Consider the following 16,746-nt stretch of genomic DNA (forward strand, 5'->3'; position numbering starts at 1 on the left):
ATTGTTCATCGGTGAGAAGGTCCTTCGCTGCGCTCAGCATGACTGACGGGCACACTACCTCTCCACTCACCACCTCATCACTCAGCAAAGTGAATACCCTCGTCTGTCTCGAACCCGGCCAGTTTGCCTACCAGCAGCACCCCCACCCCGTCGCCCGGCCCGGCGAAGCCCTGATTCGCATCCGGCGCATCGGCATCTGCGGCACCGATTTGCACGCTTTTCAGGGCACGCAACCGTTTTTCAGCTACCCGCGCGTACTGGGCCACGAGCTGGCCGGCGAGCTGCTGGACGCCGGCGGTGCCGACGGCTTTGCCACGGGCGAGGCCGTCACGTTCATCCCCTATTTCAACTGCGGGCACTGCATTGCCTGCCGCCGCGGCCTGCCCAACTGCTGCGCCAGCATCCGGGTTTTCGGGGTGCACACCGACGGCGGCATGACCGACGTGGTGGCCGTGCCGGCCGACAAGCTGGTGCACGGCGCAGGCCTGAGCTTCGACGAGCTGGCCCTGGTGGAGCCGCTGGCCATTGGCGCCCACGGCGTGCGCCGCGCCGGGGTGGAGCCCGGCGAGTTTGTGCTGGTGGTGGGCGCCGGGCCCATTGGATTGGGGGTGATGGAGTTTGCCCGCATTGCCGACGCCCACGTCATTGCGCTCGACATCAACGAGCAGCGGCTGGCTTTTTGCCGGGAAAAGCTGGGCGTGGCCCACACCCTCAATGCGCTGGCGCCCGATGTGGTGGAGCAATTGCGCAGCATCACCAACGGCGACATGCCCACGGTGGTTATCGACGCCACGGGCAGCCAGAAGGCTATTGTGGGGGCTTTCCCGTATCTGGCGCACGGCGGGCGGCTGGTGCTGGTGGGCCTGCAAAAGGGCGAAATCAGCTTCTCCCACCCCGAGTTTCACAAGCGCGAAGCCACGCTGATGAGCAGCCGCAACGCCACCCGTGCCGATTTTGAGCATGTCATCCGCTCCATGAAGCAAGGGCTGGTGAACCCCACCAACTACATCACGCACCGCGTGCGGTTTGGGGCCGTGAAGGACCAATTTGAAAGCTGGCTCGAACCCGCCACCGGCGTCATCAAAGCCATGGTGGAGTTCGACTAAGCCAGGCCCGGCGTTCGGGCGCAGGCCCCGGCCCACCCCCGTAGAATTACGTGGTTTTTAAAACCCCGTAATTCTACCTGCCCAATTCCTGCGGCTGCCCCTGTACTTTGCCCTCGCAACTCGGCAAAAGGCCCTTTGGTGGCCCTGTTGGGTGGGCCTTGCGGCTGCGCTATTTTGCAGGCCGCCGGGCTTCGTTGCGGTTCCCTTCCCCTCCTTATTCCTTCATTCTCTTTCAACCAATGCAAAACAACTCCATCTCCCCGGGCCTTCTTTCGCAAGACGAGTTCAACCAGTACGCGGCCGACTGGCTGTCGCTCGTCGGCCAGCCCGACAGCCCGACGCTGCCCGGAGTCTTTCAGACCGAAGCGGGCGACCGGGTGCTGTACGTCAGCTTTCCCATCTCGCGCGTGGTGGAGTTGGTGTCGGCGGTGGGGGCGCAGCAGGTAAAGGCCCGCTTTGTGCTGCTGCCGGCGGGCGGGCAGAAGAAGTTTTCGCTCGTGCTGTTTGCCGCCGACGACACGCAGCAGGCCGAGGGCCGCAAATCGGCCTACTACCTGGCCGAACCGTCGTGGACGTCGGCCGCCGGCTCCCAGCTGGGCGAGGCCGTGCCGGACAGCCTGGCCGCCGTGTGGCTCAACAACTGGCAAAGCGCGGCGGGCGTGGCCCCCGCTTTGTTTGCCACGCCCGACGGCCCGCTCGAAGGCTACAACTTCGACCTCAAGGACTTTGTCAAGCCCCTGTTCACCGACCAGCCCTACGATAAGCAGGAAATCCGCCTCTGGCTGGGCCTGCACAACTACTACTCGCCGGCCAACCTCGACAGCCTGACCCAGACCTTCGGGCTGGTGGTGCGGCGCTACGACCCGCTGTCGGCAGTTGGCAAAGGCGACGACGGCGACCTGTTCTACGATTTGTCGTTTCCCTGCCCGCCGGTTCACTAACAGGGCCGGCGCTGCCCCTGCCCCTCAATGCAATAGCGAGTTGCCAGCATGGATGACTTTTTGCACCTAACGCTTCAGCAGTGGCTCACGCGGCTGACACTGGTGCCGGTAGTGGCGGCGGCCCTGATTGGTGCCCTGCGCTTTCGTTACCTGCCGAACAACCTGCGGTGCCTGGCTTACCTCGTCTGGTTCATTCTGCCGCTCGACCTCATCGCCTACGCGCTGATGCTGCAACAGCGCAACAACCTGTTTCTCATGCCCCTATGCGCCATTGGCGAATTTGGGCTGCTGGTCCTGGTCTACGCCAAAACGCTGCGCTCGCCGGCCTTCACGCGGGCCTCGCCCTGGCTGGTGGGCGCTTTTGGGGCCTACGTGCTGTTCGACAGTTTTTCGGCGGGCATGCTCAAGGAATTCCGGCCCGGCCAACAGGTGCTGCAAAGCGTGCTCACGCTCGGCTTGGTGGGGCTGTACTTCCGCAAGCTGCTGCACGAGCTGCGCGTGCAGCAGCTCAAGCGCGAACCCATGTTCTGGGTGTCGGCCGGGTTGATAATTTACTGCCTCGGCTACCTGCAGATTGCTCTTTTCAGCAATTACCTGCTGCGGTATTCCGACCAGTTGAACATGACCGTCTGGATGGTACATTCCCTGCTGTTTATCACGCTTTACTGCTGTTACAGCCTGGCCCTATGGCTTCCCCGGAAGAAGTAACCTTCGGCCCTCTCCTGTTCTGGAGCATTGGCATGATGCTGCTGGCCGCCGGGTGCCTGCTGCTGTTTCTGGTTACCTACCAAAAACGGCTGCTGCTGCAGGAACTGCAGCTGCGCATGGCCGAATCGGTGCACCAGCAGCAACTCTTGGCGGCCGTCATCGAAGCGCAGGAAGGCGAGCGGGAGCGCATCGGGCAGGATTTGCACGACGGCATCGGCTCCACCATTGCCACGGCCAAGCTGCTCGTGAACCGCCTCAGCAACCGGCCCGCGCCCGAAAATGCGCCCGAGTTGCTGGCCATGGTGGAAGAGCTGATGGCCGCGGCTGTGCAGGATGCACGCAGCATTTCGCACAGTCTCTACCCGGCGGTGCTCGCCCGCTTTGGCCTGGCCGAGGCCATTCAGCACCTGGTGGACGTGTGCAACGAGACGGAGACGATGGCCATCGAGTTGGAGCTTGACTACACCCATCCCCTGGCGCTGGCTAAGGAACTGGCGCTCTACCGCATTTGCCAGGAGCTCATGCACAACGCCCTGAAGCACGCCCGGGGCGCCACGCAACTGCTGGTAAGCTTGCAGCAGCAGCACCAGCACCTGACCCTGGAAGTAGCCGACAACGGCTGCGGCTTTTCGCTGGGCCCGGCCCCTGCCGGGAGCGGGGCCGGCCTGCGCAACATCGACGTGCGGGTGCAAATGCTGGGCGCGCGCCTGCACCAGGAGTCGGCGCCAGGCCGGGGCAGCCGCTTCATCATCCAACTAAAAGCACCAGCCTAGCCTGTTTCCCTCCCGCAGATTCTTAACCATTAACTTCGCCCAGCCTTGGCTACCCCCATTGTATATGGCCGCCCCCTCCTCGCCCGCCCACATTGCCCTGCTCGATGACCATCCCATGTTCCGGCAGGGCTTGCGTTTCATCCTTCAATCGTTGCCTTACGTGGCGGCTGTAGAAGAGGCATCCACACTGCCGGGGCTGTTGGTCATTTGCGAGCAACGACTACCCGACGTGCTACTGCTCGACATGCAAATGCCCGGTGCCGACGGCGCCGAAGTAGCCCAACAGCTGCTCCGCCAATACCCCGCCCTGAAAATCATTGTGCTGTCGATGTTTTCGGCCGACAAGTACATCACCCAGATGATGAAGCTCGGCGCCCGTAGCTACCTGCCCAAAGACGCCAATCAGGAGGAGCTCATTCACGCCCTTGAAGAGGTACTTACTACCGGCTACCACTTCACGCCGCGCATTTCGCGGGCACTCATGCGGGGCCTGCATCAGCCCACCCGTCCGCCGTCCGTTAAGCTGCAGGAGCAGGAGCAATTCACTCCCCGCGAGCAGGAAGTGCTGCGGCTCATCTGCGAGGGACGCACGGCGGCCGAAATTGCCGCCCATCTTTTCATCAGTCGGCGCACGGTGGAGGGCCACTGGCAGAAGCTGCTGGAGAAAACCGGCGCCCCCAATGCGGCGGGCCTGGTCGGGTTTGCCGCCAAGCACGGCTTGCTGGAATCGTAATGGCAGCGCCGCGCCTGACCACGTCCGGCGGGGGCACCCCCGTAAAAATACGTGGTTTTTAGAAGCACGTATTTCTACGCTAAAGCCTGCGGTATGTAGCTCCTTATTTTGCTGATGCAAACCGGGTGGGTCGGTCGACTTGTTTTCAACGGTCAGATGAGGCAGTTGAACGGAGCAAAATATGTTTTTGTCGCCAAATCATCTTTTCCGGCTGCTTGGAGCGGAATTTTATTTTAACGGAATATTTAATATATAACAGCTAAAAATTCATCTTACATTTATGCTGCTATTACTTCAAACGTCCTTTTGCTAAAGCACCGATTGGACACTTTTAGCCGCTGGTTATTGAAGGGCGCCCATGGAGCTACTTTCTACGCAAAGTCCGCACCGGCCAACGCTGGGGAGCCGCGAAACCAGCAGCCGGGCTGGGCCGCTGGTTTCGCGGTGGGCTGGTGCCTGGGCAACCGCGTAGCGAGACGGCCGCCGCCGCAACCCATCGGACTACCGACGCCATACCACTGTTTGCCGCCGCAATCCTATTTACCTACGCTGCGACTTTACCTACGCTGCGACTTTACCTACGCTGCGACGGCGCTGCTTCTCGCGAAAATCAACTTCCTGCCACCGCGACGCAAATTATTATCGCGAAAATCTTATCTTTTACCACCGTCATCCTATTTACCCCTAGAATGGCGTAGTGGTTGCCCTGCTTGCTTCTTCTTACTGTTCCTATTTCCTTTCCCATGACCGATAAAGAAGCGAACTGCCGGGCGATGGCACGCCGGGCCGTGCAAAAGCGCACGGACTACCGCAAGCTGTGGGAGCCGGTCGCCCCGCGCATGGTGCCCGACTTCCTGAAGGTGCAACAGCTGCTGGCCGATTTCGATGCCATTGGCACCGCGCTGGCGGGCACGAGCAACCGGGGCAACACCGATGCCAAGGACCGGGCCGAGGACGCGGCTGTGGTGGCGGCCATGCGGGTGGTGAAGGGCTTACGCAACGTGCAACTGAACCAGTACCGCCCGGAACTGGCCAAGGCGGCGGGCTACCAGCAATCGGACCTGGACCGGCTGCGCGACGAGAACCTGGTGAAGGCCCTGGAGGCCATTGCCGCTGCGGCCACCGGGGTGGCCGCAGCGGCAATGGCCGAGCGCGTGATGGCGAAGAGGCTAACCGCGCTGACCGAGACGATGGAGGCCTACCGCCCCTTGGTGGGCACGCCGCGCGGGCAGATGCTGGCGGGCAGCACACTGCGCACCACGGGCCGCAAACTGGTAGCGCAGCTGCGCACGGACTTCGAGCCGCTGGACACGCGGATGGACAGCCTGGGCGAGGAGCCGGAATTTGAAAAGATGGCGGCCGAGTATAAAAAGGCCCGCCGCGTGGTGGATGCCGGGCACGGGCCGGCCAACGATGCTGCGGCCCCGGCAGCCTGATTGCTACCAATGCTTTAGTTACGGGCCGAAGCGGTTGCGAGGGCCTGCTTTTTTCACCTTCACCTTTTTTCACCTTTCTTTTTTATGGAAGCTTACGTAGGCGAAATCCGCGCCGTCGGGTTCAGTTTCGCGCCGCAGAACTGGGCCTTATGCCAGGGCCAGATTATGCAAATCCGGTCAAATACGGCCCTGTTCTCGATTCTGGGCACGACGTACGGCGGCAATGGGACGACCACCTTCGCCCTGCCGAACCTTTGCGGCCGGGCCATCATCAACGCGGGGCAGGGTCCGGGGCTATCGACGTACCCGCGGGGCGCGGCCGTAGGCAGTGAGGGCGTCACGCTGGATATGACGCAGATTCCGGCCCACCTCCACACCATCACCGGCACGCTGCCGGTCTTTGATGGCCAAGCGGACAAGAACAGCCCCAGCAATAATTTTCTGGCTACGACACCCGTCAACCAGTACGGGGAAGAAGTCGGCAGCAAAACCATGGGCCAGGGCATTATCAAGGGCACTTCCAGCCCAAGCGGGGGCGGGCAGGCGCACAGCAACATGATGCCCTACCTGACCATGAACTACATCATCTGCCTGGTGGGCGTTTTCCCGCCCCGTTCCTAACCCCTGACATTTAAACAGCTTTTCTTATGGATAACTACGTTGGTGAAATCCGCGTTTTTGCCGGCAACTTCGCCCCGGAAGGTTGGGCGTTTTGCAACGGCAGCCTGGTCAGTATCAGTGAAAACCCCGCGCTGTTTCAGCTGGTCGGCACGACCTACGGCGGCGACGGGCAAACGACCTTTGCCCTGCCCAATCTGCAGAGCCGGGTGGTGGTAGGCCAAGGGGTGGCCGCCTCGGGCACCAATTATCAGATGGGGATGAATGCGGGCGTGGAGAGCGTGACGCTGACCACCCTGAACATGGCGGCGCATACGCACCCGGTCAGTAGCTCCATCAGCGCGATGACCGGCGGCACGCCCGCCAATACGCCCGACAACAATCAGTTCGGGGGTAATGGAACAAGTGAATACGCCAGCCCGGCGGGGGCGAATGCCACCCTGGCCCCCGGCTCCGTGACCGGCCAAACTACCCCGGTGGGCAGCAGCGCGCCGCACCTCAACATCCAGCCCGTACTGGCGACGAGCTACATCATTGCCCTGTACGGCATCTACCCGTCGCAACAGTAGCTTCTCTTCCACCTCGTATTTGCTCCCAATCACATGGACGGTATATTCCTCGGCGAAATTCGCCTCATGAGCTTCAATTTTCCGCCGAAAGGCTGGCTGCTCTGCCAGGGCCAGACATTGCCCGTTAACCAGAACCAGGCCCTGTTTTCGCTGCTCGGCACCACCTACGGCGGCGACGGCGTGACCACGTTCAAGCTGCCCGACCTGCGCGGCCGCGTAATTCTGGGCCAGGGCCAGTCGACGGCCAGCGGCGCCAACTACTCGCCGGGCCAGATGGCCGGCTCCGAATCGGTAGCGCTAAACGCCAACCAGATACCGGCGCACCAGCACGCCTTTTCGGGCACGGTGAAGACGGCGGACTCGGCCGACAGCAAGTCGCCCGCCAATACGTATCCGGCTCCCCCTGCCAACCAGGGCAACCAGTACGCCAATGGCTCGGCCAACACGACCCTGGGCGGGCAGTTTACGGGCAACACGGACAACAGCGGCGGCAGCCAGCCCCACGAAAACCGCCAGCCCCTGATGGTAATGAACTATGCCATTGCCATAACGGGCATCTTCCCCTCGCGCGGCTAACTCCTTGCCTCTGCCACCAATAAACCGCGCCGGCCTGGGCAGCAGCCCGTCTGCTGCCGGTGGCCGGCGCGGTTTATTGGCGGCGGGCTTTCCCGCTTCCTATACCCCTCTGAATTACACCGTCCCTTTGTTTCATCCTTTCAAATATTTTTTATGAAAAAACATATAATCCTCTGGTTACTGCTCCTGCTTTCCGGCAGCGCCTGGGCTCAGCTGAGCATCAGGGAAAGCTTCGAGACAGTGAATGGCGACTACGGCTACACTAGTAGCTTCTCCAATACCCCAGCCACCCAAGTTTACTTCACCCGCACGACCAATCCGAAGACGGGATTTGGAAACCCGGTTCAATCGCCGACGCCCGATGGCTCCTGGTTCTGGGCGGCGGAAGGGGTAAGGGATTTCAACCGCACCATACCCGCAGCAACGCTAACGCTCAACGGGATACCCAACGCGGGAAACTACAACAACATTAAGCTTAGTATTCTGGTCACGGACCCGCGCGGTAGTGGCGGCGGCGTCGCTACATCGGACGAGCACATGCGTATTCAATACGCTTATACCTCGACGAACGCCGTTCCGGCAGCTTCCAGTTTTCAAACAGTCGGCGAATTTAGGGGTCTTAATGCTGCTAGTGTCAGCTCCTGGTATCAGTTCGTAGGCAGCACCCAAGGGCCTGCCCTAACCACAAGCCTCACCAATTTTGATTTTCCGATTCCGAGCGGCACGGGGTTTTTATTTGTCCGCGTAGAGGTTGACCAGAACCAGTCGGGCGCGGAGCTGGGATTTGACAACCTCCGGGTAACGGGTACGCAGGCTACCGCCAGCCAACCGACCCTAGCGACTACCAATACGGGTGACGTAGCCTACACCGAAGGGGCGGCGGCCACGGCCATCTTCAGCGCGCTGACGGCCAATAACCCTTCGGGCGCTACGCTGGACGGGGCAAAAGTTGTATTCATCAGTGGCCGCGTGGCGGCGCAGGATGAGCTGACGTACACGATTCCCAGCGGCAGCGGCATCACGTTCGATGCGGCCAACAGCACCAACGGCGCGCTGGCTTTTACCGGCTCTTCCTCGGAAACCAATTACCAGGACCTGCTGCTCTCGGTGAGATACCGCAACACCACCTCTACGGCCGCCCGCGGCGGGACGCGCACCTTCGCGTTTACGGTCAGCAACAGCGGTAGCACCAGCGGGCAGCTTACCCGCAACGTAGTGGTGACGGCCATGCTCAATAACGCGGTAGGGCTGGCGGTGCCTTTCACCGTGGATTTCGAGACTGACGGCGAAGGCACGACCTATGGCTCCAACACGGCTACCTCTGGGACGCAGGGCTTTGTGCGGCTGACCGGCGCCCCCGGCGCTACGTACGGCTCCAGCACCGTCTTCAGCCAGGTCCAGGGCAGCGGCTACTTTTACGGCAAAGGCACCAAGGAATTCTTCCTGCCCGCGTCGAGCGACGGGCTGCCCACGGCGGGCAACAACATCGCGACGCCGCTTGGCGGCGTACTGCAGTTGGCCCCGGTGAATACCACCGGCTTCACCAACCTGCACTTCAAGCTCAAGGCCGCCGCCACCTCCCCCAGTCCCTTTTCCACCGACGACTTTCTGCGCTTCTCCTACAACCTGAACACCGGCGCGGGCTGGCAGGCCTTCCCTTCGGGCAACTTCACGGGCTTGAATAACGGGGGGCTGCGCCAGGACGGCAGCGCCTCCGGCCTGTTGCTGACCACCACCATGCAAGACGTGGACATCGCGCTGCCCGCCGCGGTGGCGGGTACCAACGTGAGCTTCCGGGTTGAAGTGGGCGACAACGGGGGCGAAGAAATTGCCTTCGACAACATCCAGATTACGGGCACGCCGCAAACCACGGTCAACTCCATTGTGCGGGCCAACGCCAACCCCACCAACGCCGCCACGGTAAATTACACGGTAACCTTCGGCGCCCCGGTGACGGGCCTGACGGCTTCTAACTTCACGCTGACGACCACAGGTGTGAGCGGCGCTTCGGTGGGTACGCCGGTGGCCGGCGCAGGCAACACTTGGACCGTGCCGGTAAACACGGGCACGGGCAACGGTTCCCTGACCTTAAATCTGGCCAACGACACCAACCTCTCAGTCGATATCACCACCACGCTCCCGTTTGCGGGCGAAACCTACACCTTCGACAAGACGGCCCCGACGACGACCATCTCCAGCTCGACGCCGGGGGTGAGCAACGGCGGTACGACGGCCACTACGCCGATTGCCTTCGCGGTGACGTTCTCGGAAAGCGTGCTGAACTTCGTGCAGAGCGACGTACAGGTGGCGGGTGGCACCATCTCAGGATTCACGGGCTCGGGCTCGACCTACACCTTCAACGTAACGCCTATCGGAAGCGGCAGCACCGTGACGGTAAACGTAGCGGCCAACGTGGCCACCGACGCGGCCGGCAACGGCAACACGGCAGCCTCGCAGTTCAGCGTCACTTACCAGCAGCCGCTGGTGGCCACGGCGCAGAACGTGACGGTGAACCTGGCCGCCAACGGCACGGCCACGCTCAACGCCAGCAGCGTCAACAACGGCAGCACCGGCCCGGGCACGCTCACCTACACCATCCAGAAAATTGCTTTTGGCTATATTCCGGAGAGTACTTCGCCGCTCACGCTGACGACGCCCAACGGCGCCAACTTCACCCAAATCCGCTTCGCCAGCTACGGTACGCCCAACAACAATATCAACGGCAACTACAGCCTGGGCTCCTGCAACGCGGCCAACAGCCTAGCAGCTGCGCAGAACGCCTACGTGGGCCGCAGCAGCGGCAGCCTGTACGCCAGCAACACGGATACCCGCAACAACCCCATCCTCGGCGACCCCTGCGGGGGCACGCCCAAGTTCCTGGCCGTGCAGGCCGGCTACTCGGCCGACGCCGCCAGCCTGACCTACGACTGCACCGAAGCCACCAAAACCCAGTACGTGCTGCTGACCGTGAGCAACGGCACCAGCACCAGCACCCAAGTGGCCCAGGTGACGGTGAACCCGCCGCCCGCCATTACGATTTCTGCCGTGAACCCCACCTCGGCCCAGCGCGGCGCCACCGTGGCGGTAACGGGCACTAACCTGAGCGGCGTGAACAGCGTGACGGTGAACGGCGCGACGGCAACCGTGAGCAGCTTGTCGGCCAACGGTTTCTCCTTCGTGGTGCCCACCGGGGCCACCTTCGGCGCTGGCAGCCTGGCGGTAGCAGCTCCCTGCTCGCAGACAGTGACCAGCGCCTTCACGGTGCAGGTGCCGCCGCTGACGGCCACCGTGAGCACGACCTCGGCCAGCCCGACCAGCACCTCGCCCCTTCCCTTCTCGGTGAACTTCTCGCAGAGCGTGGGCACCAGCTTCACGGCCTCGGACGTGACGGTGGCGGGCGGCACGCTGAACACCGCTAGCTTCGCGGGCAGCGGCCCCTACACCTTCACCGTGACGCCCAGCGGCACGGGCACCGTGACGGTGAGCCTGGCCGCGGGCGTGGCCCAGGACGCCAACAACACGCAGAACTCGGCCAGCAACGCGGTGAGCGTGCAGTTCCAGGCGCCCACCATCACGTTGGGCCCGGCCTCGTTGCCCAACGGCACGCAGGGCACGGCCTACAGCCAGGCCATTACGGCCTCGGGCGGCACGGTGCCCTACGCCTACGCCGTCACGGCCGGCGCGCTGCCGGCGGGCCTGCTCCTGAACCTGAGCAACGGCACGGTTAGCGGCACGCCCACAACCAACGGCACGTTCAACTTCACCATCACGGCCACCGACGCCTCGACGGCTCCCGGCCCCTACAGCGGCGCGCGCAGCTACTCGCTCACCATCGCGCCCCCCCCGACCGTCACCGTCGTTTCGGTCACGCGCCTGGACCTTTCGCCCACGGCCACGGCCCAGGTGCGTTACCAAGTGGTGTTCTCGGGCAGCGTGAGCGGCGTCACCGTCAGCAACTTTTCGGTGAACACGCTGAGCTCCGGCGTGAGCGGGGCTTCGGTGAGCAGCACGAGCGGCTCGGGCACGACCTACACCGTGACGGTGAACACCGGCACCGGCGACGGCACCCTGCTCCTGAACGTGGCCAACACCGCGGGCATTACGCCCACGGCGTCGAACGTGCCCTACACGGCGGGCGAGCAGTACACCATCATCAAGAACTTCGCGGCCGCGCCCACGCTGCGCATTCAGGCGGCGGGCAGCGCCAGCGGCAACGGCGACGTGACGGCCTTCGTGGACGTGGTGCAGGTGCTGCAAAGCGGCACGAGCACGGTGGTGCCCAACGGCTTGCAAAACGGCAGCTTTGAAACCAACAACGTCCCGGCTAACGGCTTCAAGAAAACGGCCGACGGCGTGGTGGCCGCGCCCTGGAGCTTCACCGGCACGGCCGGGGTGGCGCGCTACGGCAGCCCCTTCGACTCCCAAGTCCCGGGCCAGCCCCAGCCCCTGCCGCCCAACGGCGACGCGGTAGCCCTGATACAGAGCGCCGGCAACAACAACGCCAGCCTCTCGCAAAACCTGGCCGTGCCCACGGGCAGCTACCAGGTGAACTTCCAGACGGCCCAGCGCTACTACACCTCGGTCGACCAGCGGCTGAACGTGTTCGTCAACGACGGGATTAATGACGTGTTCGTGGGCAGCATTCAGTCCGGTCAAACCCCGGCGTACGCACCCTTCACCTCGGCTACGTTCAACGTGTTTGCCCCGGTCCTGACGGCGACGGTGAGCGGGCCGGCCAGCCCGACCAGCACCTCGCCCCTTCCGTTCTCGGTGAGCTTCTCGCAAAGCGTGGGCACCAGCTTCACGGCCTCGGACGTGACGGTGTCGGGCGGCACGCTGACCGGCGGCAGCTTCAGCGGCAGCGGCGCCGGCCCCTACACCTTTACCGTGACGCCCAGCGGCACGGGCACCGTGACGGTGAGCCTGGCCGCGGGCGTGGCTAGCGACGCTAATAACACGAATAATACGGCCAGCAACGCAGTGAGCGTGCAGTACACGCAGCCGGTGACGGCGGCGCCGGTGATTACCGCACCGGCCAACGGCAGCCTCACCAACCAGGCCGTGACCATCAGCGGCACGGCCCCGGCGGGCAGCACGGTGTTGCTTTACGTCGCGCAGGGGGGCACGGCGGTCAGCGGGTCGCCTTTCAGCGTCGCGGCCCTGGCCAACGGTTCGTTCAGCTTCGGGCCGACGGCCTTGCCGGATGGCACGTTCACGGTGTACGCCACGGCCCAAACCGCTGGCGCGCTGGTGAGCGCCAACTCGAACACCAACACCTTCACGGTAGACGCAACGCGCCCGACGGTGGTTCTTACCTCGTCGAGCGGAGCCAGCGGCAGCACCAACGTGGCGGCGCCCTTCTCGTTCACGGCCACCTTCTCTGAAGGCGTATCGGGCTTCGTATCGGGTGACCTATCGGTGACCAACGGCACGGTAACGAGCGGCCCGACCGTGGTGACCGGCACCACACCCGCCAACTCGACCTATACCTTCACCGTGACGCCGAATACACCCGGCGTGGTGACGTCGGTATTTGTGTTCACCAACTCGGTCCAAGATGCGGCCAGCAACGGCAACACGGCCTCGAACACCTACTCGCTGACCTCGGCGCCGCCCGTGGTGACGGTAGCCCCGGCCAGCGGGACGCTGACCGGCGGTACGGTAGGCGTCGCCTACAGCCAGACTTTCACGGCCTCGGGCGCTACCGCTCCCTACTCGTTTGCCATTACCGTTGGCGCTTTGCCCGCGGGCCTAACGCTGACGGCCGGCGGCACGTTGGCGGGTACGCCTACGGCAGGCGGCACGTTCAACTTCACGGTGCGCGCGACGGATGCTTCGGCAACCCCAGGGCCATACAATGGCACACGTAGCTATACGCTGACCATTACAGCTCCCACTATCGTAATCGCCCCGACTACCCTGCCCAACGGCACGGTGGCAGCAGCCTACAGCCAGACCCTGACGGCTTCGGGCGGCACGGCACCTTACAGCTATGCCCTCATCAGCGGCGCGCTGCCAGCGGGCCTGAGCCTGACGGGCAACACGATTTCGGGCACGCCCACGGCCAGCGGCACGTTCAACTTCACGGTGGCAGCAACCGACGCTTCTACCGGCACAGGGGCTCCTTACAGCGGCGCGCGCGCTTACACGTTGATTATTGGCAGCCAGCCGGTGACGGCGGCACCGGTTATCACTTCGCCGGCCAACAACAGCTTCACCAACCAGGCCGTGACCATCAGCGGCACGGCCCCGGCCAACAGCGCGGTGGTGGTCTACGTGAGCCAGAACGGCGGCGCATTGCAGTCCTTCCCGCTCACGGCCACGGCGGGCGGCACCTTCAGCACGAGCCCCTTGCCCCTCGCAAGTGCCACCTACCAGGCCTACGCTACGGCCCAAAACCCGGGCGAAGCGGTGAGCGCCAGCTCGAACACCAACACCTTCACGGTGGACCAGACGGCGCCGACGGTGACGCTGACCAGCACCAGCGGGGCCAGCGGCAGCACCAACGTGGCAACGCCCTTCGCCTTCACGGCCACCTTCTCGGAAGGCGTGACGGGCTTTGTGGCCGGTGACATTGCGGTAACCAACGGCTCGGTGACGAGCGGCCCGACCGTGGTGGCCGGCACCACGCCCGCCAATTCGACCTACACCTTCAGCGTGACGCCGACCACGGCCGGCACGGTGACCACAGTGACCGTATCGGCCAACTCGGTGCAAGACGCCGCCAGCAACGGCAACACGGCCTCGGGCACCTACTCGCTGACCTCGCCGCCGCCCACCCTGACGGTGGCGCCAACCAACGGGACGCTGACCGGCGGCACGGTGGGCATGGCCTACAGCCAGACCTTCACGGCCACGGGGGGCAATGGCACCTACACCTACTCCCTGGCCAGCGGTACGCTGCCGGCGGGCCTGGTGCTGGCCGGCAACGGTACGCTGTCGGGCACGCCCACGGCGGGCGGCCCGTTCGCCTTCACGGTGCGCGCCACCGACACGAGTACGCCCACGGCCATCACCGGTACGCAGGCATACACGCTAACCATCGGGGCGCCGACCATCACCCTGACCCCGAACACGCTGCTCAACGGCACGCAGGGCACGGCGTATAGCCAGACCCTGACGGCTTCGGGCGGCACGGCACCTTACAGCTATGCCCTCATCAGCGGCGCGCTGCCGACGGGCCTGAGCCTGACGGGCAACACGATTTCGGGCATACCTTCAGCCAGCGGCACGTTCAACTTCACGGTGGCAGCAACCGACGCTTCCACCGGAGCAGGGGCTCCTTACAGCGGTTCGCGCGCTTACTCACTGACCATTGCCTCGCCGACTTCGCTCACCTGGAACGGCAGCGCGAGCACCGATTGGTTCACGACTACTAACTGGACGCCCAACGTAGTGCCCACGGCGAACACCGATGCCATCATTCCGACCGCGCCCAGCGGCAACCGCTTCCCGGTTATCTCGTCGGGCACGGCCGATGTTCGCAACTTGAGCATCAGCTCCGGCGCCACGATAAGTCAGAGCAACGGCACTCTGACCCTGGCGGCCGACCTGACCAACAACGGCACCTTCGCCGCCACGGGCGGCACGGTGGTGCTGGGCACGAGCGCGGCGGCCAACATCTTTGGCAGCAGCCCCACGCGCTTCTGGAACCTGACCACCACCGGCAACACCGTGACCATCGCCACCAGTGCCGGCGTCAGCATCCAGCGGGTGCTGACCAACGCTTCCACCTTCAACACCAACGGCAACCCGTTGCTGCTGGAGTCGAATGCCGCGGGTACGGCCCTGGTGGTGAACCCGAACTCCTCCGGCACCAGCGGTACCAGCATCACGGTGCAGCGCTACATCAGCCCCGACCTGAACCCCGGCCTGGGCTACCGCCACCTGTCCTCGCCCACCGTGAGCCTGTCGAACACCACCGGCACCATGTTCAGCGACCTGAGCACGGCCTCGTTTACGCCCGTGGTGAACCCGGCCTACAACACGTCGGCCACGCCGACGGCCGTGACGCCCTTCCCCACGGTGTACGGCTACGACCAGAGCCGCCTGGCTTCGGCCACCAACAATCTGTCGGCTTTCGACAAGGGCTGGGTTTCGCCCAACGCGCTGAGCGACCGTATGACTTCGGGCACCGGCTATACGGTGAACGTGGGCGCCGGCGAAACGGTGAGCTTCAAGGGCGGCCTGGGTTTTGGCGCATTCACCAAGAGCCTGACGCGCAACGCGGCCGGCTCAGCTAATAACGCCGACGCTGGTTGGCAACTGCTGGGCAACCCCTACCCCTCGCCGCTGGACTACTCGCTGGTGGCGGCGGCTGACCGGCCGAATCTGGATGCGGCCATCTACGTGTTCGAGAGCACCGCCCAGTACGTGGGCACCTACCGCGCTTACGTCAACGGCTTAGGCGGCAACCCCATCCTGCCCATGGGCCAGGGCTTCTTCGCGCGGGTGAGCTCCGGCCAGACCAGCGGCTCGCTCACTTTCCGCAATACCCAACGCGTGACGACCTACCAGAACCCCACGTACCACCGCGGCACCGCCGAAACGCGGCCGCTGGTGCAGCTCACGCTCAGCGGGGCGGCGGCCGGTGCAGCTACAGACGAGGCGTATGTGTACTTCGAAGCGGGTGCGACCGCCGGCGTGGATGCGCAGTACGACGCCGTGAAGCTGCCCAACACCACCGGCCTGAACCTGGCTTCGGTGGCCGTCGGCCAGCAGCTGGCCATCAACGGCCTGCCCACCGGCGGCGCTACGGCCGTGACGGTGCCGTTGTCCATCGGCCTGCCCACCACGGGCACCTACACGCTGCGCGCGGCGCAGGTGCTCAACTTTGGCAGCGGCGCTCAACCCTTCCTGCGCGACTTGCAGCTGGGCACGCTCACGGACTTGAGCGTGACGCCGACCTACACCTTCACCATGAACGCGGCCAATACCACGCCGCGCTTCGAGCTGGTGTTTGGGCCGGCGCAGGTGCTGGGCACGGCTTCGGCCGCGCTGGCGGCGCAGGTAGCCGTGTTCCCCAACCCGGCCTCCAAGGCCGTGTTTGTGGAGCTGCCGGCGGCGCTGCGGCGCGTGGCCGTGACGGCCGCGCTGGTCGACGCCCTGGGCCGGGTGGTGTTGCAACAGCAGCTCCCCGCCGGCCTCACCACCCACACCTTGCCGCTGACCGACGTGGCCACCGGCGTTTACTCTCTGCGCCTGCAAACGTCGGCCGGGGCAGTGGTCAAGAAGCTGGTTGTGGAATAACAGCTTCGTTGCCCCATGAAAAAAACCCCGGCTGCCT

10 protein-coding genes are annotated in these 16,746 nt (G+C 64.2%); all 10 read left to right on the forward strand.

The window, feature by feature from the left end:
- The first annotated feature begins 89 nt into the window (after window positions 1–89).
- The 10 genes from Q4S41_RS08780 (at window position 90) to Q4S41_RS08825 (ending at window position 16,709) form a co-directional block, all read left to right on the forward strand.
- On the forward strand, window positions 90–1,106 hold the full coding sequence (locus Q4S41_RS08780; RefSeq protein WP_305030829.1) for a zinc-binding alcohol dehydrogenase family protein: 1,017 nt from the start codon (window positions 90–92) through the stop codon (window positions 1,104–1,106).
- 239 nt (window positions 1,107–1,345) lie between these two features.
- Window positions 1,346–2,047 (forward strand): hypothetical protein, encoded by a 702-nt coding sequence (locus tag Q4S41_RS08785; protein ID WP_305030738.1) that lies wholly within the window; start codon window positions 1,346–1,348, stop codon window positions 2,045–2,047.
- A 60-nt stretch (window positions 2,048–2,107) separates the two neighbouring features.
- Window positions 2,108–2,755 carry a hypothetical protein gene (locus tag Q4S41_RS08790; RefSeq protein WP_305030739.1) on the forward strand — a complete coding sequence of 216 codons (648 nt, stop codon included), beginning with the start codon at window positions 2,108–2,110 and terminating at the stop codon, window positions 2,753–2,755.
- Window positions 2,734–3,528, forward strand: a complete 795-nt coding sequence (locus tag Q4S41_RS08795) for a sensor histidine kinase (RefSeq protein WP_305030740.1) — start codon at window positions 2,734–2,736, stop codon at window positions 3,526–3,528. The genes Q4S41_RS08790 and Q4S41_RS08795 overlap by 22 nt, the downstream gene beginning before the upstream one ends.
- Window positions 3,529–3,592: 64 nt before the next feature.
- Window positions 3,593–4,261: a response regulator transcription factor gene (locus Q4S41_RS08800; protein WP_305030741.1), complete on the forward strand. Its 669-nt coding sequence runs from the start codon at window positions 3,593–3,595 to the stop codon at window positions 4,259–4,261.
- A 743-nt stretch (window positions 4,262–5,004) separates the two neighbouring features.
- The gene (locus tag Q4S41_RS08805; RefSeq protein WP_305030742.1) at window positions 5,005–5,697 is read left to right on the forward strand and encodes a hypothetical protein; all 693 of its coding nucleotides are present in this window, start codon (window positions 5,005–5,007) and stop codon (window positions 5,695–5,697) included.
- 84 nt (window positions 5,698–5,781) lie between these two features.
- Complete coding sequence (locus Q4S41_RS08810; RefSeq protein WP_305030743.1) at window positions 5,782–6,318, forward strand: phage tail protein; 537 nt, start codon at window positions 5,782–5,784, stop codon at window positions 6,316–6,318.
- 26 nt (window positions 6,319–6,344) lie between these two features.
- Window positions 6,345–6,884 (forward strand): phage tail protein, encoded by a 540-nt coding sequence (locus tag Q4S41_RS08815; RefSeq protein WP_305030744.1) that lies wholly within the window; start codon window positions 6,345–6,347, stop codon window positions 6,882–6,884.
- 33 nt (window positions 6,885–6,917) lie between these two features.
- On the forward strand, window positions 6,918–7,460 hold the full coding sequence (locus tag Q4S41_RS08820) for a phage tail protein (RefSeq protein WP_305030745.1): 543 nt from the start codon (window positions 6,918–6,920) through the stop codon (window positions 7,458–7,460).
- A gap of 153 nt (window positions 7,461–7,613) precedes the next feature.
- Entirely contained in the window at window positions 7,614–16,709 is a 9,096-nt protein-coding gene (locus Q4S41_RS08825; protein ID WP_305030746.1) for a putative Ig domain-containing protein, read from the forward strand.
- Window positions 16,710–16,746: the final 37 nt, after the last annotated feature.

The organism is Hymenobacter convexus (genome assembly GCF_030580955.1).
Classification (GTDB): domain Bacteria; phylum Bacteroidota; class Bacteroidia; order Cytophagales; family Hymenobacteraceae; genus Hymenobacter.